16 protein-coding genes are annotated in these 21,845 nt (G+C 40.9%); 1 reads left to right on the top strand and 15 read right to left on the bottom strand.

The annotated features are described in order from the left end of the window. Positions 1-42: 42 nt before the first annotated feature. The 15 genes from pgdA to SOR_RS06615 all read right to left on the bottom strand — a co-directional run bounded on the left by pgdA (position 43) and on the right by SOR_RS06615 (position 21,329). Entirely contained in the window at positions 43-1,434 is a 1,392-nt protein-coding gene (gene pgdA / locus SOR_RS06545) for a peptidoglycan-N-acetylglucosamine deacetylase PgdA (RefSeq protein ID WP_013670253.1), read from the bottom strand. Between the two features lie 103 nt (positions 1,435-1,537). Beyond that, on the bottom strand, positions 1,538-3,265 hold the full coding sequence (ezrA, locus tag SOR_RS06550) for a septation ring formation regulator EzrA (protein ID WP_000064810.1): 1,728 nt from the start codon (positions 3,263-3,265) through the stop codon (positions 1,538-1,540). Between the two features lie 80 nt (positions 3,266-3,345). Further along, entirely contained in the window at positions 3,346-5,292 is a 1,947-nt protein-coding gene (gene gyrB / locus SOR_RS06555; RefSeq protein WP_000134077.1) for a DNA topoisomerase (ATP-hydrolyzing) subunit B, read from the bottom strand. Between the two features lie 13 nt (positions 5,293-5,305). Then, on the bottom strand, positions 5,306-5,869 hold the full coding sequence (locus SOR_RS06560; protein WP_013670254.1) for an HAD-IA family hydrolase: 564 nt from the start codon (positions 5,867-5,869) through the stop codon (positions 5,306-5,308). A 461-nt stretch (positions 5,870-6,330) separates the two neighbouring features. After that, positions 6,331-11,058 (bottom strand): glycoside hydrolase family 70 protein, encoded by a 4,728-nt coding sequence (locus tag SOR_RS06565; RefSeq protein ID WP_000970248.1) that lies wholly within the window; start codon positions 11,056-11,058, stop codon positions 6,331-6,333. An 86-nt stretch (positions 11,059-11,144) separates the two neighbouring features. Beyond that, positions 11,145-12,008: a helix-turn-helix domain-containing protein gene (locus SOR_RS06570; protein WP_000894365.1), complete on the bottom strand. Its 864-nt coding sequence runs from the start codon at positions 12,006-12,008 to the stop codon at positions 11,145-11,147. Positions 12,009-12,381: 373 nt separating this feature from the next. Beyond that, positions 12,382-12,936, bottom strand: a complete 555-nt coding sequence (locus tag SOR_RS06575) for a DJ-1 family glyoxalase III (protein ID WP_000611231.1) — start codon at positions 12,934-12,936, stop codon at positions 12,382-12,384. A 10-nt stretch (positions 12,937-12,946) separates the two neighbouring features. Next, positions 12,947-14,170, bottom strand: coding sequence for an FtsW/RodA/SpoVE family cell cycle protein (locus SOR_RS06580; RefSeq protein ID WP_000830413.1), 1,224 nt, complete (start codon positions 14,168-14,170; stop codon positions 12,947-12,949). Positions 14,171-14,175: 5 nt separating this feature from the next. Further along, on the bottom strand, positions 14,176-16,665 hold the full coding sequence (locus SOR_RS06585; RefSeq protein WP_041170865.1) for a bifunctional DnaQ family exonuclease/ATP-dependent helicase: 2,490 nt from the start codon (positions 16,663-16,665) through the stop codon (positions 14,176-14,178). Positions 16,666-16,864: 199 nt separating this feature from the next. Beyond that, positions 16,865-17,716, bottom strand: a complete 852-nt coding sequence (locus SOR_RS06590) for an NAD(P)H-hydrate dehydratase (RefSeq protein ID WP_000863097.1) — start codon at positions 17,714-17,716, stop codon at positions 16,865-16,867. Positions 17,717-17,773: 57 nt separating this feature from the next. Beyond that, positions 17,774-18,547 (bottom strand): HAD hydrolase family protein, encoded by a 774-nt coding sequence (locus tag SOR_RS06595; RefSeq protein WP_000673608.1) that lies wholly within the window; start codon positions 18,545-18,547, stop codon positions 17,774-17,776. 4 nt (positions 18,548-18,551) lie between these two features. Beyond that, positions 18,552-19,409, bottom strand: coding sequence for a bifunctional methylenetetrahydrofolate dehydrogenase/methenyltetrahydrofolate cyclohydrolase (locus tag SOR_RS06600; protein ID WP_000057233.1), 858 nt, complete (start codon positions 19,407-19,409; stop codon positions 18,552-18,554). 148 nt (positions 19,410-19,557) lie between these two features. Further along, positions 19,558-19,878 carry a TfoX/Sxy family protein gene (locus SOR_RS06605; RefSeq protein ID WP_000168533.1) on the bottom strand — a complete coding sequence of 107 codons (321 nt, stop codon included), beginning with the start codon at positions 19,876-19,878 and terminating at the stop codon, positions 19,558-19,560. A 33-nt stretch (positions 19,879-19,911) separates the two neighbouring features. Further along, complete coding sequence (locus SOR_RS06610) at positions 19,912-20,646, bottom strand: amino acid ABC transporter ATP-binding protein (RefSeq protein ID WP_000140925.1); 735 nt, start codon at positions 20,644-20,646, stop codon at positions 19,912-19,914. Beyond that, positions 20,646-21,329 (bottom strand): amino acid ABC transporter permease, encoded by a 684-nt coding sequence (locus SOR_RS06615; RefSeq protein WP_001011622.1) that lies wholly within the window; start codon positions 21,327-21,329, stop codon positions 20,646-20,648. Before SOR_RS06615 ends, SOR_RS06610 begins: the two co-directional genes overlap by 1 nt. Positions 21,330-21,520: 191 nt before the next feature. On the opposite strand from SOR_RS06615, the gene SOR_RS06620 reads away from it, so the two are divergent. Further along, positions 21,521-21,751, top strand: a complete 231-nt coding sequence (locus SOR_RS06620; RefSeq protein WP_000443577.1) for a DUF1797 family protein — start codon at positions 21,521-21,523, stop codon at positions 21,749-21,751. The last annotated feature ends 94 nt before the right edge of the window (positions 21,752-21,845 follow it).

Below are 21,845 nucleotides of genomic sequence, written 5' to 3' on the forward strand. Positions count from 1 at the left end.
AATCCTGATTATCAGAACACTTGCTTCTTTAGATTTTAACAATTATTGATCACGATCGTAATAGATCTCGTGAGCTTTTAAGCGAGAATTGAGCAATTCAGGAACGGTCACAAATGTATACCCTTCACCCTTTAAATACTCAATGACACTTGGTAGAGAATTAACTGAAGGACCATGGATATCATGCATGAGGATGATAGAACCATTGCGAACCTGACGTTGAATCTCTGTCAAAATGGCTGTCTCGTTTTTACTCTTCCAGTCCAAACTATCCACGTCCCACATGATGAAGCTTAAATCAAGGCCGTTTCGAATATCATCAGTGATGGCACCATAAGGTGGGCGCATCAGTTTAGAGCTTGATCCTAAAACTTGAGTTAACAGATCTTCTGTATCAGTGATTTGCTTTTTAGCATCTTCGAGCGAAAGTTGTGAAAGAACGGGATGACTCCAGCTGTGGTTTCCTACAACATGACCTTCTGATTTCATTCGTTTTAGAAGATTTTCATTACCTGCAATGTTTTTACCAAGTACAAAGAAGGTTGCTTTTACACCATATTTAGCTAAAGTATCCAAAGCCTGCGTGGTTGTAGTTGGATTTGGACCATCGTCAAAGGTCAAGGCTACAACTTTTTTATTTTTCTTAGCAAAGTATGCTTGGTAGAGTTCAGCATCCTTTTCTAATAGATAAGAAGACTCAATGACATCAAAGAAACTGGATATGGGCAAAGCAATTTCCTCAACAGTCTCTCCAGCATTAGCAGGATAAAGGATGATTTGACTATCCTTATAATCAAAGCTCCAAGATGTCAATTCTTGGTCTGTGAAGCTCTTTATAACTTGATCAATTTTTTCCTGGTCAAGTTTCTTATCTTCTAGAGTTGATTTGATTTGAGTCAGTAAGAGTTCCTTAGCCTTGCTTGCATCTTTGAAAAGTCTACTGAGGTCAAAATCTTTCCCATCTTCAGTCAAGAAAATTTTCCCTAAGGAAGTCTTTTCTTTTTCTTCAACCTTTAATGCAGACAAATCATAGACTTGCTTGCTGACATTACGAGCAACAACTCCCTTTAAGACAGGATCCAACTGCTCAGTATAATAAAAGACCAAATCTTCTTTATCTTCCAGCTTTTCTTTGATATCCTGGTTGATTTTTTCTCTAACAGACGCAATGACTTCCTCTCCTTGCAGAGGGTAGTAGGCAATCACCTCAACTTGACCTTTTCGGAAATGGTCCTTCTGACTACCTGAGTTGAATTGCTGGTCCTTTTCGCTTTTTAGCGCTTCAATTTTTTGTTCGTAAGATTGCTTTTGTAGTAGCTTATAACCAATAGCACTCCCTAATAGAATCGTAGCAATTCCAAAGATTCCAACAAGGGAAAGCAATAGCCTTCTCGTTCTATCGTGAGAAACACGTTTCGCTCTATTTTTTTTCATATTTCCATCATATCAAATCGAGGCTATTATTTCAATGATAAACAGGGATTCTGTCTTTTTTTAGGAAAATAAAAAAGCTTAGAAATCTTCTAAGCTTCTATTTTTAAAAACGAATCGCTTCACGTGTTTTCTCATATGAAGTTACAAAACGGTTTGTAACCCCTGGTTCAGCAACTTCCAAGGCTTGTGAAATTTTTTCAAATGATGCCTGATAGTCAAACTCTTTTTCAAAAATTTCAAGCGCTTCGTTAAAGGCCTCTTGGATACGCTCATCGAATGAACGGTAACGGTTTGAGTATTGCAAGAGTTGCTCCGTCAAGGTTGCATATTGAACGATATCATAGGTTTCTGTTTCAAGTGCTTCCATATCATTTGTTGCAATTTCAAGAATTCGTTTAACCGATTCAATATTCACTTGTGGTTGTTCTAACTCTGCCATCAGATCTTCTGTGTTATGACTTGCAGTAAAGAAAAGTTTCAAGAAACTTTGAGGAATACCTGGCAAGTTTCTCTTCTCCATGTAACGTTTGATAGTATGCAAACGGTTCACATAGACATTTGCTTTTTGGCGAGCATTGAGGTCGTCTTTTTCAATTTGCGCAAGTCGTTCGCTAACAGAGATTTGCTCATCCTCTATATCCTTGAGGTTGCTTTGAAGCATTTCCAACTGTTCTTCAAGAGCAGAGTAGGCTTGTGTTGACTCACCTTGATCCTCTGTCACTTCCATGATTGCCGTATCAAGTGCAGCCAATTCTGCTTGAAGACGACGAACATGATTACCATCACTTTCAGGAAGAAGGTAGGTTTTAGTCAAGCGTTCAAGGTCTTGAACAAGCACCTGATTATTTTCTTTCAAGTGGTTGAGATAAGTTGGTAATGTAACAAGAAGACTTTCAACTACTTTTTGAGCTGCAATTTCACGAGTGAAGATATCATAAAGCGCATTGATTTCTTCTTGGATGCGATTATTTTCATACTCTGCATTGTCCAATTCCAACTGACGAATATTTTCTTGATTATTTTTCAAAGATTCATGCAAAAGTTGGAAACGAGACTCGATATCTGTTTCTGTAAAGTGGTAGTTGGCATCCAACAGCTTGCGATAACCTTCTTCCAAATCTGCTAATTGTTCTGGCAGTTCTTTTGTCAAGGTTTCAACAAGAGCTGGAATTCGCTCAACGATGTGTGTCAAAGCGAGAATATGATTTTCTGTTGAATCAAGAATTGCTGCAGCTTCAACCGGGTCACCTGATGAATTTAGGGTAACAAATTGAGAGAATTCTGATTGGATGTTTTCCAATTGTTTCTCAATCTCAGGAAGGGCTTTCCCATACTTCTCTGAATCTTCTGCAACGGTATGTTGAAGGGATTCAAACAAGTCCAAGGCATGAAGGACACGACCACTGTTCTTAGATTCTTGCTTTTCAAGTTCAGAAAGGGCATTGCGAATAGCTGCAATATCTTCTTCAATCAAGCCGATCTGGCTCTCAATTTGATCAAGTTTGTGTGTTGCCTTAAAGAAACGGAAAGAATTGTTATAGCTTTCAGCTTCAAAGAGGTGATTTTCGATATCAGCAAATGAGTTCAGAGATAAATCAACCCATTTTTGGTTCCATTCACGGAAGGTCACCTGACTTTGACCAATCAAGTGCATGTTTTTAACGGCTTCAACCTCATCATTTACAGGAAGGTTGTAGAGTTCTTCTTTTCTTTCTTCAAGGGCCGTTAATCTGCTTACATTACGCTTACGTAAAAAGATGGCTGTTACATAAGCTAAGATCAGAATGACTGCAATCGCAACCATTAGATAAATTAGTTGTCCATTAGACATATCAAACTCCTTTTATACTAGAAACAATCGTAATGATTATATCATATTTTTTAAACCAAGGGAACTATTTCCCACACTTTTTAGACGTCAAGTGTACTGTAAACAGCGTTTTCTTCGATAAATTCGCGACGAGGTTCTACTCGATCCCCCATCAACATATCAAAGATTTTATCTGCTTCGGCAGCATCATCTACTGAAACACGCGCCATCAAGCGATGTTCAGGATCCATGGTTGTTTCCCACAATTGGTGGTCATCCATTTCTCCCAAACCTTTATAACGTTGGATGGTTGGTTTTGAACGCCCTTCACTGTGACGTGCTAAGGCTTCTTGGAGTTTAATTTCTTGATCTGCACCAGGTTGAATGTATTCTTTGATCTCACTTCCAACTTTAACCCCATAAATTGGTGGTTGGGCAATGTAGACATAACCAGCCTCTAAGATTGGTTTCATATAGCGATAAATCAAGGTAAGCAGGAGTGTTCGAATGTGGGCTCCATCAACATCGGCATCGGTCATCAAAACGAGTTTTTGGTAACGAGCCTTAGTGACATCAAATTCTGCACCAAATCCTGTTCCCATGGCTGTGAAAAGGCTCCGAATTTCTTCGTTGGCAAGAATTTTATCCATGCTTGCTTTTTCAACATTCAAGATTTTACCACGAATTGGCAAGATAGCTTGGAATTCACGGTTACGACCAGATTTGGCTGATCCACCAGCTGAGTCTCCTTCGACGATGAAGAGTTCGGTTTCAGCAGGGTTGTTAGAAGAACAGTCTGCTAGCTTTCCTGGCAAATTGGAAATTTCCAAACCAGATTTCTTGCGTGTGACTTCACGCGCACGCTTGGCAGCTACACGAGCCTTGGCAGCCAAGATTCCTTTTTCCACGATACGCTTAGCAATCTGTGGATTTTCCATGAGGAAATCAGAGAAGGCATCGCTGAAGAGGCGATTGGTAATCTTGACTACTTCGCTATTTCCCAATTTAGTCTTGGTTTGGCCTTCAAACTGCGGATTAGGGTGCTTGACAGAGATAACAGCTGTCAAACCTTCACGAACATCTTCTCCTGTCAGGTTATCTTCATTGTCTTTTAGCAGTTTATTCTTGCGGGCATAATCATTGATAACACGTGTCAGCGCTGTACGGAAACCTTGCTCATGCGTACCACCTTCATGGGTGTGAATGTTATTGGCGAAACTCATGACGTTTTCGTGGTAACCGGTTGTGTACTGCATGGCTACTTCAACTGTGATATCATCCATCTCACCGTCTGTGTAGATTGGTGTATCAAAGATAACATCTTTGTTCTCGTTGATATATTCAACATAGCTAGCAATCCCACCCTCATAGTGGTAATGTTTAGTCTGTTCGAGACCTTCACGCCTATCTGTGATGGAGATTCGAAGGCCTCGATTCAAAAAGGCTAGTTCTTGAATACGTTTGTTTAATTTTTCAAAGTCAAAAGTTGTTGTTTCTGTAAAAATCTCTGGATCTGGTGTGAAGTGAACTGTTGTTCCCGTTTTATCCGTATCTCCAACCACCTCAAGATCAGCAACAACATGACCACGACGGTATTCTTGGTAATGAATCTTACCGTTTTTATGGACATGAACATCTAGTTGAGTTGAAAGAGCGTTTACTACTGATGAACCTACACCGTGCAATCCACCTGAAACCTTGTATCCGCCACCGCCGAATTTTCCTCCAGCGTGAAGAACTGTAAAGACGGTCTCAACAGCGGGACGTCCTGTTTTTTCCTGAATATCAACAGGAATTCCACGCCCATCATCCACTACGGTGATGGAATTATCAGGCTCTATAAAGACTTGGATGTGGCTAGCAAACCCAGCTAGGGCTTCGTCAATTGAGTTATCAACGATTTCCCATACTAGATGGTGAAGACCTTCTTTTGAAGTCGATCCAATATACATACCTGGACGCATACGAACAGCTTCAAGTCCCTCCAAAACTTGAATTTGACTGGCATCATAATCCTGTGCCTGTTGATTTTTGATTTCTTCTGTCATTTTTTCCCTTTTCTTACATATCTATTGCTTGTCTCAATGTCGCAACGTTATTAAAAAGATAGGCATCTAAGCCAGCAGCTTTACCTGCTTCTACATCAATATTTCTGTCACCAATGACCAAACCAGATGTAATATGATATTTATCACGTAAATAAATCATGGACTCAGGATCTGGTTTCCGTTTAAAGCCAGAACTGGCAGTCACCACCTCGGTGAAGTAGTTCGCTATCTGGGTCTTAGCAAGAAGTTCTAGCACTTGGTCATTTCGATGAGAAACTAAGAAATGGCGACCACCCTTGTCCGAAATGTCTTTGAGTAATTCTGGAATTCCCTCAAACAAAACTGGATGCTCTAGCTCACGCGCTTCATTTTCTTTATAGTTCTCTAAAAACCCCTCGATATCTGGTGCAAACTTCTCGATGGCAAAAGCTGTCGAAACCTTCAAAGCTTCGTAGACACGGTCGTGTTCTTGCTCTATTCCATATTGGGCTAAGGTTTCTACAAAGGCTGCTGTAGAAGTCTCATAATTATCCAATAGGGTACCACCTAAATCCCATATATAGTCGTGATATTTCATACCCTTCATTATACCATTTTTTTATGAAAAAAGCGATGATTTCCTAGATTTTTCGGCTCTATAATTTCTATAGAGAGTAAAACACTAATGCATCTATGGAGCCTTTTTTGTGAAGAATAGCTCCTCTATGAATAATCAAGCAAAATCTTTCTTATTTCAAATGTACAAATTAAAAAATAGAAACTACTAACAACCACGTCATTGTTCGCAAACGAAACGCTTTTGGATTTCCAAACTTTAAAAATAGAATCCTCATTGCTTTGAATACCACATTAGAGAGCAGAAAAAGATTATTCCAATATGGAATCTCTTGTTAATTCATTTCAGTTTCCAATGATTCCATCTTTCTTTTCAATTGTAATTTATTCTCCAAACAGGTAAAAAACGATAACGTCCTTTAAAGGAGTTATCGTTTTTGTATATCATCAGATAAAGTTTGATTTTTGTTGAGCTAAATTCGCTTAGTTTCTTCCGAAGTTTTGACCTCTACCATCGCGGTCAAAATACATCCAACTTCCATCTTCAAGTTGAATCCATTTGCTTCGAGCCATATCCCCTGAATTGGCATCGAAATATCGACTAACTCCATTCACATCAACAACTTTTCCTTTGACTTGCTTGCCATCTTGCGTGAAATAGAGAGTCTGTTGACCAACCTGCTGCAAGCCTGTCACTGCTTTTCCAGCTTGATCAAAATAATACCACTCATTTGGGGAACCTTCGACAAACTTGTCGGTTGCCATCTCTCCTGAGTTAGCATCAAAGTAACGGATACTCTTATCTGAAAGTGTCACGATTTTACCCTTGACTTGCTTACCATCTTGGTCGAAGTAAAGTGTTTGTTTGCCAATCTTTTGAAGGCCTGTCACTGCTTTACCAGTTTGGTCAAAGTAATACCATTCGTTCTTGGCACCTTCTGCAAACTTGCCGACTGCCATTTCTCCTGAGTTGGCATCAAAGTAACGGATGGATTTATCAGCCAAAGTTACTACTTTACCCTTGACTTGTTTACCATCTTGGTCAAAGTAAAGTGTTTGTTTGCCAATCTTTTGAAGACCTGTCACTGCTTTACCAGCTTGGTTAAAGTAATACCATTCGCTCTTGGCACCTTCTGCAAACTTGCCGACTGCCATTTCCCCTGAGTTGGCATCAAAGTAACGGATACTCTTATCTGAAAGTGTCACGATTTTACCCTTGACTTGCTTGCCATCTTGGTCAAAGTAAAGTGTTTGTTGACCAATCTTTTGAAGACCTGTCACAGCAACTCCATCTGCTCCAAAATAGTACCAATCACTTGGGTTATCACCCTGAGCAAAACGATTGATAACAGCATTTCCTGAATCCTTGTCAAAGTAACGAAGTTTGCCATCCTTAGCACTCACAATCTTGCCCTTAACCTGATAGCCGTTTTCATCAAAGAATTGCTGTCCATCTCCTATCTTGACAAGACCTCGAGCCATAACGCCCTTGGCATCAAAGTAACGCCAGTTTTCACCATCAGTAGTGTAGTAACGGTTGAGAACTTGGGCACCAGTTTGATCATAGTAGTACTGATTACCATTTTCATCTTCACGGATAGAATCACGAAGTTGAATACCATTCTTCAAGAAATAAACGTGCTTGCCATCAATTTCATGAGCACCTGTTACAAGATAACCTCGTTTATCGAAGTAATACCAATTTCCATTTTCATCTTGGATAAAGGAATTTTTAGCTTGATAACCACTAGTTGAATAGAACTTAGTACCATTGGCATCACTAACAAATCCTGTGTAAGCATTCTTATTAACTAATTGCTTAGGCAATACTATCTCGCCATTTTTGTTAGTGAGATAGTCGTTGCTAGCCCAGTCTTTAAGAACATAGTAAGCACCACGACCTAAGATATTGGTACCATTGAAGTACTTAGCCGACCACTTGGTAATCTTCTCATCTGTTGTCATCTTTTGACCATTGGAAATCTGTACTCGTTCAAAGATCTCTGGATATTTAGCTTTAAGCTCATCCAAGTAAGCTCCACCGTATTTACCTTGGAAATCAGTCCCATTGGTCTTACTATTAGCTACATAGAGTTTTTCCTTGATTTCTGAACCTTCACGGTAGGTTCCATAGTTATTGACACGTGTTGCTGTTACCACTTCCTTGCCTGGTAGGTTATAGATTTGGTCTGGTACCCAGTCCGCGATGGCTTGGATATTGACACTGTGAAGAGCACGGAGAGCATTGAGCAAATCTTTTAAAGAACCATATTTATTGTTCTTGCTCATCGCCATATCGTAGCGGTCTTCAAAGGCATAACCATTCTGAATGATAGAATCTAAGAAAGTACCGTCTTGGCTAGATACATACTGAGGTGGTAGCTCAAATGAAGTTACTCCCCATTCCTTGAAGAGGTTGACATTTTTAGCAATGACTTTATTGGTATATTGGTCATCGCGGGTTGCAAAGTCTTGGAAGTTAGAGAAGCCTTCGTAAATCAACTGAGAATCAAGAGCTGCGCTAGATTCATAAACTTGACCACTAGCGTTTTTCTTCTTGCTTGCTGTTGTACGAGCATCCTGATCTACCTTAGCGCCAACTGGTACCCAAACAGCCAGATATCCAGAAACCTGTACATTGCTGTAGCCTGCAATATCATTCATATCAAAGGTCAAAATACCATTAGCATCTGTCTTCTTCCAGAGCGATTGCGGCACTTCTTCGTCAGTTAGATAGCGGGAAATACCATCTTTGGTCGTCAAAAGCACAGGGCGATAGTATTGATTCTTGTGGGCTGCTCCCATATTGACTTGCAGTTTATCCCATACATTTAACTTGAGGTTAGGGTTGTTTGAAGCAATCACAGCCATCCCTTGAGTACGAGTTTCTGCTGTTCCTTCATCTGTTGCTTCATTGGCACCAGTACCGTAGCGAACAGACGTTAAAATACCATTGTAAGACCATTTATCAGCCTCACGAGGTACACCCATATATGTGACTTTCATGTCTTGTCCACCTGCTACATACTTAATACGAGCACGCAACAAGGCATCAATAGCATCGTGGTAAGGAGATTTTTTCTCCATGTATTGACCATCATCGGTATAGAGGTCACCATAGTAGATCCGAGTGATAGAGTCTTTATTGGAGAGCATGAGAGCATGAGCGGTTGGGATGTTGAACTGCGTATACTTCTTGTCTGCCTTGCGCATATCTTCGTTGTAGATCTTGAAGGCTTGCTTGAGTTCATCCATGGTAAAGGTCAAACCATCCGTATTTGGATTGATATTTTCCCGGATGATGTCAGCAATAACGGTTTGTACTTCACTGTCATGAGCCCGAACAAAGATATAGTTAGCCATCCGTTCGCCATTTTTCTTTTCAGAAGAACGGTCATTTAGACTATTTGTAATCGTAGGCTCTACTCCGCTACGGATAGATAGATTACGCATGAATGAATAAAGCAAGGACAAGCGTAGCTTGTTGTCAATTGCTAGTTGAGCGCCTTTAGTATCTTTGTTGTAGTCAGGATCGTTATCAGACCAAGCTTCCAAGATAGACAAATGCTTGATGGCTTCTTCTTCACTTTCTCCCACCTTGTAGCGAGACTTGAAGTAGTCAGATGCGATTTGGAGCAAGTCTGCGTTGACATTGTCCACCGCATCGACACGAACTCCATCAAAATTAGCAGTCGGATCATTGGCTACGATGCTTCCAAAGTTCATCATAAAATGCAACCAGTTGAGTTGTTCGGCCTGAACAGCTGGATTAGAGTTGTCAAAGTCGTTAGCGAGCAAGAACTCATAACCACCGTTTGACTTGTCAATGAAGTACTTAGGTTTACCTGTTTGACTAGTAGGGGTACGGTTAAGCAGACGGAACTTAGAGTCAGCATGAGAGCTCTTCTCATTATTAGTATAAAGCAAAGCTCCACCCTGCAAGTGGTCCTTTTTAGTACCAGTTGTTTCAGACTCTGACTTGATATTCCAGTTTGGCTGGGTTTTGACAAAGGCACCCATCAGCGTTCTCAACCATTTGGTATCGCCTTCTTTACCAATTTTTTCCTCAATTTTGCGCTGAACCTGCTGAGAAGCACCTGTCAGGAGAGCTTGTTCCACTTTGTTTTCAAAAGCACCTGCTCCCAGACCTTGCTGGTTCATATAGTTGAGGTAATTAATCTGAGTACGTTTATCAGGCCACCAAGCCATCAAAAGAGGACGTAAGTCTGTTTCTGTCGATGCCGTCCATGTTTTTCCATCTTTTAAGATGAACTTTGGACGATACCAGCTATCTGCTGTCAAATAACCGTCTACAGTTTCAATATCCTTGTCAGTCGTACCATAGAAAGCATTCTTTTGGGAGAATTCATTATTGAGACTGCTGGTTCCTTGTTGGAACTGATATTCATTTGAATCAACTAAGGCACCCGTTTCTGCATCAAAATAAAGTATTCTCCCATTAAGTTCAACTGCAAAGTTCTTTTTAACTGTACCATCGTCCTGAACATAGTAATTTTTACCATCAATGGTCTTAATATGAGATAGGACATCATCATCATGGTCAGCATTTACAGGTGCAGGTTGAGCCTGATCTGCTACCATTCTTTCAGCTACTGCTCCTTGTTTTTGAGCAGGTTCGGGCAAGCGATCTTTCTTTGCAACCTTTGGATTTGCAACAATCTTGTCTTCAATAGCCGATTTTTCTCGTTTGTCGCCTTCTTGGTCTTGGGCAGTTGTTGGCCTTGCTTGTTTATCCTGGTCTGCTACTTCTGTTTTAGGAGTTTCTGTGATTGCATTAGCAGCTTTAACTTCTTCAGCAACAGCAGCCTTTTCTGTAGATGCTTCTTTCGTATCTGCTGGTTTAGCAGGCTCTTGAGCATTGGTTTGAACTGTTGCTTCCGTATTTTCTGCTGGTTTAGCAGACTTATCACTAGCAGCAGCATCGCCTGTCACCTTGTCTGCAGGGGTTGCTTTTTCTGCTTCTTGCTCAGATGCTATTTTAGCTTGGGCTGGAGTTTGCTGACCCGGACCACTAGTCTGAGCTGTAGCAGGTTCTTGAACTACAACCTGCTTTACATCATCCGCATGGACAACGCCTGGTTCTAGACCAAGTACCTTTGGTGCTACAATAAGGGCCAAGGTAGTCAAAGCAATGGCTACCCAGTTTTTCTTAACTTTATGCATCTTATAATGAATCTTTTTCTCCATCATAAAGCCTCCTTCTGAATTTAGTATAAAGTTATGCCCTTATTCTAGTATATTTTTCAAAATGATCATTTTTTGTTGCACATCTACAACTATGAAAGGCAAATTCTTTCAAACTGTTCTTTAAGCTTTTGGGCAACACCAAAGGAATCTAAAAATTCAAAAAAAGATAGGCATTGCTCGATGTCACTGAGAGCATTAGTATTCCCGACCTTGTAGGCATACAGAGCCCTATGATACTTAATCAGCGTTCGATCATATAGATCTGTTTCAGGGATTTTAGAGTGATCGAGATAATTGAGAAACCTCATAGCAACTAGCAGATGGTTTCCTTCTATACAGACGCTAATGACATTAAGTAGCATCTTGATAATACGGCGGCGATTTTCCGGTAGGTTGTTATAAAACTGGGTACGATTGATCATCTCACTAGCGAAGATTTCCAACGTTTCCAAGGTCATCAAATCAACGCTGTTTGTAAAGAGCCAGAGTTCATAACGTCCCCACTCCTCAACAGAAAAGAGATGATCCGTCAGAAATTCTATATCCTTCTTGCTAATCTGAAAATCTGAGCAACAGGAAGACAGAAGGGCTCTGACAATGATCGTATTGAGTTTATAGTTCTTCTTCTCAGGAAACTGTTCGGTCAAAGCTTCTGAGCTTGACAAAATATTTTGGAGCTTGACAACATTGTTTTCCTGATATGCATCAGCTACTTTTTTTGAGAACAGCACATCATCTGAATCAATGTAATTATGGTAAACATACTGAAACTCCTCTAGGGAAACAGCCATATTTTTTAAACAACAATAAAAAGAATCAAGTGTGATCCCATTGACTCCCCGTTCAAAACGGGATAGCTGAGCCACGGAAATATCACCAGCAGCCACCTCTTTCAGGGACATTTTTTTTGATTCTCTAATGACTTTGAATATTTTTCCGAAAGTTTCCAACATATCACTCCCCCAGTTTCGTATATGCAAAAAATTCTTACTAATTTTAATATACTAGTAACACGTTTCAATTATATTACAGAGAAAGTACTTTATATTTCAAATTAATACAAGCAGATTAATTCGCATGATAAGACCGTTTAATATAGCATTTATTGAATATTCTATCTTTTTCATGAAACTATTGATTTCAGTAACAATCTGAAGTATTCTATCTAACAACCTGAAAACACTAACATTTCTAGAGATTGATTTCCTTCTTATGCTAGGCAAAGCTTGATTGATTTATAAAAGTTTGATATAAAATCGCAAGACAATCATATGAAACATTTTTAGACACGGAGTAAATAAAAAAAACGAGAGCCGAACTCTCGTCTTACTGTTGATTTCCAAAGACATCTCGATAGAGCATGCCGTCTCGTAAACTTTCGGCATCTCCTCCCAATTGCTCTACCAACTCATAGGCAAAGGCAAGGGCAGTTGACGGTCCTCGGCTGGTTGTTAGATTACCATCCACAACCACTGTTTGCTTTTGATAAATTCCGTCAGTAATTTGCTCCTTAACTCCGTCATAACAAGTAAAGTGCTTGTCTTTCAGGACACCTGCTTGTTGAAGAGCGATTGGGGCTGCACAGATGGCAGCAATATTCTTTCCTGCTTGGTCAAAGGCTTTAATCTGTGAAATGAGGGCTTGATTATCCCGTAGGTGAGCTGAGCCTGGCATACCACCCGGAAGAACGACCAAGTCATAGTCGGACAAATTGCCATCAAAAACACGATCAGCTTTTACCTGAATGCCATGCGATCCTGTCACCTGCTCTTCAAATCCTACCATATCACATGAAATGTTTGCTCGACGCAAGACATCGACTACTGTAAAGGCTTCAATTTCTTCAAAACCCTGAGCTAAGATAACTGCTACATTTATCATAATGGCCTCCTTATTTAATTTGTTTTAGGACGACTTTCTTTCGTTTGAATGGAACTTTTCCACTTTTCTCCTCCGCTAGGTTGGTCTGGTAACTCATAGATAAGAGGAGACCGACACCAATGAGGTTACTAATAATAGCGGAGCCCCCTTGAGAAATAAATGGTAGAGGAATCCCTGTTAAAGGAAGTAAGCCTGTCACGGCACCGATATTTTCAAAGATATGGAAGAGCAACATCATGATAAAACCAGTCGAGATATAGGTGTAGAACTGGTTGTTTGACTTAAGTGTAATCTTCAACATCCGATAGATGAGAAGTAAGTACAAGGCAACGACAAAGACCGAACCAATGAAGCCAAAATCCTCAGCAATCACCGTGAAAATCATATCACTCTCACGTACTGGAATGAGGAGATTGGACACATTGAAACCTTGCCCAAACAAACCACCACTTCCAATCGCAATTTGTCCCTGCGCCTGTTGGTATGTCGTTGTTTGCGCAAAGTCAAAGGGATTGAGCCAAGCCAAGATACGGTTAATCTGGTAAGTTGGCATCCCAATCTGATGCAAGAAGGCACGTCCATCCTTGCTTATAAAGATGGCCATAAATCCTACAACTGCAGTCACCCCTGTCGCAAAAACCGGAATGATGATCTTCCACGAAACACCTGAAAGGAGGACCATACCGGAAAAAATAGCTACAAAGACCAAGGCCGTCCCCAAGTCACTTTGTAGGGCTAAGAGGATCAAGACTGGTATGGTAAAGGCGATCATCCAACCAATCAGTAGGAAATCCAAGGGAATAGTCCGTCGCCATTCCTTGTGTTTTTGAGTGAATCTTACAATGGCTCGAGCCAACATCAAGATATAGGAAATCTTCATGAATTCCGATGGCTGGAAAAGTGTCGTTCCACCAATCGATACCCAGTTCTTGGCACCTGTTGACGCTACAAGATTTGGATTGTAGAAAACAAGAGGTAGGACCATCAAAGCTAGCCCTAGACCATAAAGATAGGGAGTCACCTTCCATAAAAACTCGGTATTAAAGAACATGACCACAAATCCAATGACAAGCCCCAAGGCAATCCAAGCGATTTGCTGACCTAGAATTGGTAATACATTATTTGGATAGTCATGACTAACTGCTATATAAATGGCCACTACTCCAATCACCAGTAAACAAAACACTGGTAGGAGGAGGCTATAATCGACTCGAGAGTCGAAGGAACGTTTCATATTTTTTACCTTTTCTCTTTCTTGGATTTTTCTTTCATTCTATTGCGACGAGATTGGAGAAAATCAGCTACAGCAGGCTCTAGCTGTTCTCTAGAAAGAACCTGAACAGCCCTTTCTTTTGACAAGGCCTGAGCGATTTGTTTGCCGTAACGCTTGCTGACGACACGACTGTCTAAGATTAGAGCAACCGAACCTTGATTAGATCGTCTAACAGTACGGCCCAGGGCTTGTTTTAGTCGAATGATCGCCATCGGTAACTGATAATCATAGAAGGGATTTTTCCCTTCTTGACGCAGTTCCTGATTTAATTTTTTGGTTAACGGTTCTTGGGGATTTTGGAAAGGCAATCTCGGAATCACTTGAATCACGCAAGGATGGGTTGAAAAATCAACCCCTTCCCAGAAACTACCTGTTCCAAGCAAGATCTGGCGTTCACCTTTTTCAAAACGTTTTTTCAGTTGGCTTGGTTCCCCATTTTTATACTGAGCTAGATGCGGTTGGTCGAGCAGGTCCGAAACTGCCAGCAACATTTCTTTTGAGGTAAACAAGACCAATAAGGGTTCTTGAAAGGCTTGTAAGCTTCGAATGACAGAAGCCACTTCACTAGCATAATCAAAAGGCGAAACTTCTGTAACGAGAGGAAAGTCATCAATTAGATAGACTTCTTGTTGCTCCTGCTTTGCTACATCAAGCCTAACAAGTGGAGCATCTGGGAATCCCAGTAAATCTGCTAAGGAAACCCGATTGCTAATTTCAAGAGTGGCCGATACTCCTAGAAGTCTACAATCTTCTGGCAATAAGTCTGCTAGTATAAAGCGGCCTTTTTTACTTGAACAAATCAAGACATCCTTGCTCGATTTCTCTGCTGTAGCAAGCCAAAATTCACGGTCCGAGGTGAAAAAGTTTGCAAGCTCTCGATACTCTGGGAGAGCTAACTCCGAAAAATGCTGGCGCAACTGTTCAAGAGAATCCAACCACTTTCCATTCTTCAGACCTGACTGATAGTGCTCCATCAAGTAACGACATTCAAAACCGATACTCTCAAGCAAACGTTTCTGAACCAAATCTTCCTCTGACTCCAAGGACTTTTCAATTTGAGTTACAAGTTCCTCAAGGCGGTAAGCCTGCTGGGCTAGATTTTCAAGGGCTAGCAGCATTTTTTGAGCTTCATCCAAGATCACCAAACGGTTGTCGACAAACTCTGGATTGTCTTCCAAACGAGTGACCAGATAGGCATGATTGGTCAGAAGAACGCGACTGGTCTTGGCCTTTTCCTGCCCTCGTTTCCAAAAATCCTCTGTAGCAAATAAACTTTTCTTTGAAAGCTTACCATCGTGGACTAGTTCCGGCAGAAAGTGCTGGTAGCGATAAAGCTGCCCGATTTCGTCCAAGTCACCAGTCTCTGTCTCTGTTAACCAGATGAGCAGTTGCATTTTAAAACGTGTGAAAAGGCGATTGGACTCCGGTCGATGGAGGACTTGGTGAAAGGCATCCAATTTCAAGTAATTTTGAGGCCCCTTTAGACTATGAATTTCCAGATGGAAGACCTCTTTTAAGTGCTGACCTTCTTCTTGCATGATTTGATTTTGAAGAATTTTGGTCGGAACACTCACTAGGATACCTGCTTGACTCTCCAAGTTCAAAGCTGGGAGGAGATAACCATAAGTCTTGCCCAGTCCCGTTTGAGCTTGGATAAAGGATGTCTGGTCTTCTTCCAATAAGTGCTCAACCTTCTCCGCAAATTCCAGCTGTTGTGGACGCTCCTCCAGCCCCAATAAAGAAATGTTTTTAGCAAAGTCTTTGGATAACTTTCGTGGGACTAAGGCTCGACTTTCCTTTCTCAAGAAAAGCCCATGAAGTTCCATCAAGTCTGGCGAAGACAAGAGAGATTGTTGCTGATAGGCCTCCTCAATCACCAGATAACTTTCATAGAGAAGGTTGTCTGCAAGTTTTAACAAACTTTCTAAGAGCCCTTTTGGTAACTCAAATAGTTTTTGACGCATGTAAAGCAAGAGTTCAGCTGTTGCCTGAGCATCTGACAGGGCAGTATGGGCATGTTCCAGCTCAATGCCCAACTCTTGACAAAGGATACCTAGATTGTATTTTTCAAACTGAGGATATAGAACTTGGGCTAGCTCAACAGTATCTACCCGCGGTGTACGCAATTCATATCCTTCAAAAAAGAGAAATTCCGCAAGAAGGTTGGCATCAAACTGTACATTGTGCGCAACAAAAATACCGTCCTTAACCAATTCAAAAATTTTTCCAGCCACCTGAGAAAATTCTGGTGCCGCAGCCAAACGTTGATCGGTCAGACCTGTTAATTCTTTGATATGAGAATCCAAGGGTTCGTGAGGATTGACATCAGTCGCATACTGATCGATGATGTCACCATTCTCAATCACCACAATGCCTACTTGAATAATTTTTGCCTTGCTTCCGGTGCTGGTCGCCTCTAAATCAACGACCACATACCGATCATTTCTCGCATTCATCATTAAAAATTATATCAAAAAAAGCATGATTTGACACCCCTCAACTTTGATAACAATCTCGCTTTAATTGCGAGTTTGACTAAAAATCAAGACCTTAAAAGAGAGAATTTCACGCAAGTTCAGCAGTTGGTCGCTGGTTCTGAGGTATTTGAAAACCTTATCAACAAAGCTACATCAACATAAAAAGACAACCAAGATATTAGTTGCCTTTTTGAGATATTTTTTTCATTGTTTTTGGGAGTAGCTTGCTAATTTCTGTTGGCAAGACAAGGTAGTTTTCTTGAGCAAGTTCTTGCGCAATAGCTGAATGAAGGTGAGTTGCTGCCACCACTCTCTCATAGAGGCTGACTTGGTCAAACTGACCTGCAAAACCTGCAATCATCCCAGCCAGAGTATCTCCCATCCCACCTGTTGCTTGATAGGGACCTCCAACCTCTAACTGATAATATTCAGACTGACCAGCTTGCCAGATACGAGTCGCTGGACCCTTCTCGACTAAAATCGTCCCTTGAGGAAAAGCAGAAAGAGCCCTAGCAGTCGCCTCTGTATTTTGATGGTCAAGAACTATACCAGACAGTCTTTCCCATTCCTTTTGGTGGGGAGTTAGGATGAGCTGACTGGAAGGGAATGGTAACTGGCCGTTTGCTAAGATGCCCAAAGCACCACCATCTACAATCAAAATCTGCTCTTTTCTGAGACTGTCACAGACCCGTTTTACGAGTTCTTCTCCAAATGCATCCTCTCGCAAACCCGGACCTAACAAGACAACTTCTGCCTTTTCCAACTGCTCTTTTAACAATTGCTGATCTTGAAGAGAAAATGCCATGGTCTCAGGTAGATGACTGTGCAGAGCCGGAATATTCTCCTTATCCGTGCCAACAGTCACCAAACCTGCCCCACTTTTGACAGCTGCAAAAGCTGACATGATGATAGCTCCCCCATATGGATAAGTTCCTCCTAGCAAGAGCAGGCGACCGTAATCTCCCTTATGGCTGTGACGAGAACGTTCAATAATGACTTTTTCTAATAAATATTGATCAATCACTTTCATCGTTTTTTCCCTCTCACTCCATTATACTACAAAAGGAGGTTCAGACCTCCTTCTACACTATTTTCCCTTAAATTCCGCAAAAGTCTGTAAGATTTTGGCTGCTACTGCTGGAGAAGGAACTCCTTTTAGCTCTAACGTTTCATCTGCATATGGAGTAAGTCCAGCAAAATTACCTATCTGGACTGAATAGAGAGATGTTTTGAACAGTTCAATATCGTTTTGGTCATTTCCAAAAGCAATGAAATTCTCTCCGCATAATTTTTCAACAGTTGTCGCCTTATGAGTATCTAAGGGGTTGACATAAAGGCACTTTTCATGCGCATGATAGGATAGATGAGCCAGCTCCAGTCTTTCTAACTGACCAAGCAGGTCATCAAGCAAATCCTCATGGTCCCCCATATAAACGACTACCTTAATCGGAGTACCCAAGTCCTCGAGTTTCTGATGACGAGCAACCTTTAGGGGGTCCACACTGGAGAAAAATGGAATCTTCTCCACAATCTGACCACTATAGTCAAAGCAATCATCTGCAAAAAAAGGGAGATTGTAGGTCTGGCAATAATCCACTAGCGCCTGATAAACTCTAGCATCGAGATTCCTTTCGAAGATAGCCTTCCCCAAATGATAGGCTACGCCACCATTCAAACCTATGACCAATCGCTGACTGAGTTCAGGGCCTAATAAACCCAAGCAATCCCGATAAGAGCGAGCCGAGGCAAACACAAGCTCATGCCCATAATCTTCAGCCTTTAAAAGAACCTGCTTAATCTCCTCATCAATGGTCATGTAGTCAAAAGATAGCGTTCCATCCAGGTCAAATACGAATTTCATCTTCCTAGTCCTTGTTTAGTGTTCGAAGCGCTGCCTGATAGGTTTGCTCCATTAGCATGGTAATAGTCATAGGTCCAACTCCACCAGGTACAGGTGTGATGTGACTAGCAAGTGGTGCAACCGCATCATAATCAACATCTCCACAAAGCTTGCCGTTTTCATCTCGGTTCATCCCAACGTCAATGACAACCGCTCCTGGTTTGACAAAGTCAGCAGTCACAAACTTAGCGCGACCGATTGCAACCACCAGAATATCTGCCTTAGCAGCCACCTTGGCAAGATGATGGGTGCGTGAGTGAGTCAAAGTCACAGTCGCATTTTTAGCCAAAAGAAGCTGAGCCATCGGTTTTCCAACGATATTGGAACGACCGATGACAACTGCATTTTTACCTTCTAGATCAATCCCATATTCATGAAACATTTCCATAATTCCTGCAGGTGTCGAAGGAATCATAACTGGATGACCAGACCAGAGGCGACCCATGTTTAGGGGATGGAAACCATCCACGTCTTTTTCGGGGTCAATAGCTAATAAAACTGCCTCTTCGTCAATATGTTTTGGTAAAGGCAACTGGACCAAAATCCCATGCCAAGCTGGATCTTGATTGTATTTGGCAATCAAGTCTAATAATTCCGCTTGGGTAATGGTCTTTGGAACTCGCACTACTTCACTACGGAAGCCAGCAGCAAGGGCTGACCGTTCCTTATTGCGAACGTAGACTTGGCTGGCAGGATTGTCCCCCACCAAAATCACCACCAATCCTGGAACTAAACCTGTTTCTTCTTTTAGTTTGGCCGTCTTTTCAGCCAACTGTCCTTGTAACTTAGCTGCAAGAGCCTTCCCATCAATAATCTGTGCCATACCTCTTCTCTTTTCTATCAAATATCCTCTATTATATCAAAAAATAACTCGCCATCCTAACACTTCTTGACTAATGGACCTTATAGTCTGAAACTATAAGAAAAAGCTCTTATCGAGCTTTTATGCCTATTTATACTAGGTAAATTTGTTATGCTTTCTTTTTAACTTTTGGAGCTGGTAAGACTTCATACATATCCTTGATTAATCTCACTAGAAATGACTTATCTTCAGTGTCTTCTATCAAAATCATCTCTTTTGCTCCTTCATAAGGACGTTCAAACCTAGTCTGTCCCAGTTGATCCATGACCACCTTCACAGGCTTCAGTAACAGACGATTATCATAGATTCCTCCAATAATCTTTCCACGATAATAAAGGATATACTCTCCCATCATTGGACGATAACTCATCTCCTCTAGCTCTGATAGCTGTTCGAGAATAAAATCTAAATATTCTTTACTGGAAGCCATGATGCCTACTCCATTTCTTCTAAAAATGAGGTATTACAAAACCTTACTTAAAAATTCCTTGGTCCGTTGTTCTTTTGTTTGATCGAAAATCTCTTCTGGAGTTCCATCTTCGACAACAACTCCATCCGCCATAAAGATAACACGGTCTGCTACCTCACGCGCAAAGCCCATTTCATGCGTCACAATCACCATAGTCATCCCTGATTTAGCGAGGTCTTGCATAACAGCTAGAACTTCTCCAACCATCTCAGGGTCTAAGGCTGAAGTCGGCTCATCAAAGAGCAAAACATCTGGTTCCATAGCAAGTCCACGTGCAATAGCAATCCGTTGTTGCTGTCCACCTGACAAACTCTGAGGATAGGCCGTTGCCTTATCTGGTAAGCCAACTTTTTCTAACAGTTCCTGTGCTCTTTTCTCCGCAACTTCCTTGCTTTCACCTTTGGTTTTAATTGGTGACAAAGTGATATTTTCCATCACTGTCATATTGGGAAAGAGGTTGAATTGTTGAAATACCATGCCCATCTTTTCACGCATAGCAAAAAGGTCATTTTTCTTGTCAGTGATATCAACTCCTTCAAAGATAACCTTACCTTTACTTGCTTCTTCAAGGAGATTCATCGAACGAAGGAGAGTTGACTTCCCGCTCCCTGACGGTCCGATAATGACCACAACTTCTCCTCGTTTAATTTCAAGGTTGATTCCCTTTAAAACTTCATTTTTCCCAAAAGACTTATGTAGTTCTTCAATTTTAATCAAGGTTTCTGTCATTATTTCTTGTCTCCTTGTCCAATATGTTTTTCAAATGCTTTCAACGCCACTGTCAAAACAGAGGTCATAATCAAATAGTAAAAGGCTGCAAATAAAAGGGGAGTCAACGGTAAATAAGTTGTTGTTGCCACAGTCGTTGCACCATTCCACAACTCCATCACCCCAATCGCAGACAAGAGGGAACTATCCTTAATAATGGTGATAAATTCATTTCCCAGCGCTGGAAGAATATTCTTGATAGCTTGTGGCAAAATGACATAACGCATGGCATTTTTCGGACGAATTCCAAGAGAGTATGCGGCCTCTAACTGCCCTTTAGGAACCGCATTGATCCCCGCACGAACAGTTTCTGAAACGTAAGCTCCACTATTCATAGAAATAATCAGAATACCAGGAATCAAACGAGAAAGATCAACTCCTAAAATTCCCACTTGGATAGTCGGAGCATTGATATGCATAAGAGCAAAGGCAATCATAATCTGAACCATCATCGGAGTTCCACGGAAGATCCAAACATACACATTTGCAAACCAAACGAGCGGTTTAAAGCGTGAACGTTGGGCGAAGGCCAGTAACACACCTATAATAGTCCCTAAGCAGACGACAAGGATGGAAATCAATACGGTAATCAGAGCACCATAGTTAAAATACGGTAAATACTTTGGTAAAAAAGAGAAATTCATATTCAATCAACTTTCTATGCATTGGATTGTATTATTATAACATGAATTGAATTAAAATGCAATCCTTTTTCCCTAATTTTAACAATTAACTTGTTAGAACAGAGAAATAGAGAGAAATCACAGTTTTTTTCTAGTCAACTACCTCTTGTTTATGGTAAAATAGAAACGATAAGAAATGGAGGAGAATCAAAATGGAATCACATTTGGTTAGAATCATTAACCGCCTAGAAGCAATGACAAAAGATGGTGGAAATCTAAAACGTAATTTTGAACGTGAAGGTGTTGTTGTCGCAGAAGTTGCATACAGCCACGACGAAGAAAACGGATCACTCTTCACCCTTCGCGATGTAGAGGCTCGTGAAACTTATACTTTTGATAGCATTGATTTGATTGCAATGGAGATCTACGAACTCCTTTACTAATATAAAAACAACGGGCAGTAAGGCCCGATGAATGAGAATCCTTTTTGTCACCACAAATGGGATTTTTTCTTACCTTCAAGTCGCTTAATTCTCT

The organism is Streptococcus oralis Uo5, assembly GCF_000253155.1.
GTDB lineage: Bacteria > Bacillota > Bacilli > Lactobacillales > Streptococcaceae > Streptococcus > Streptococcus oralis_L.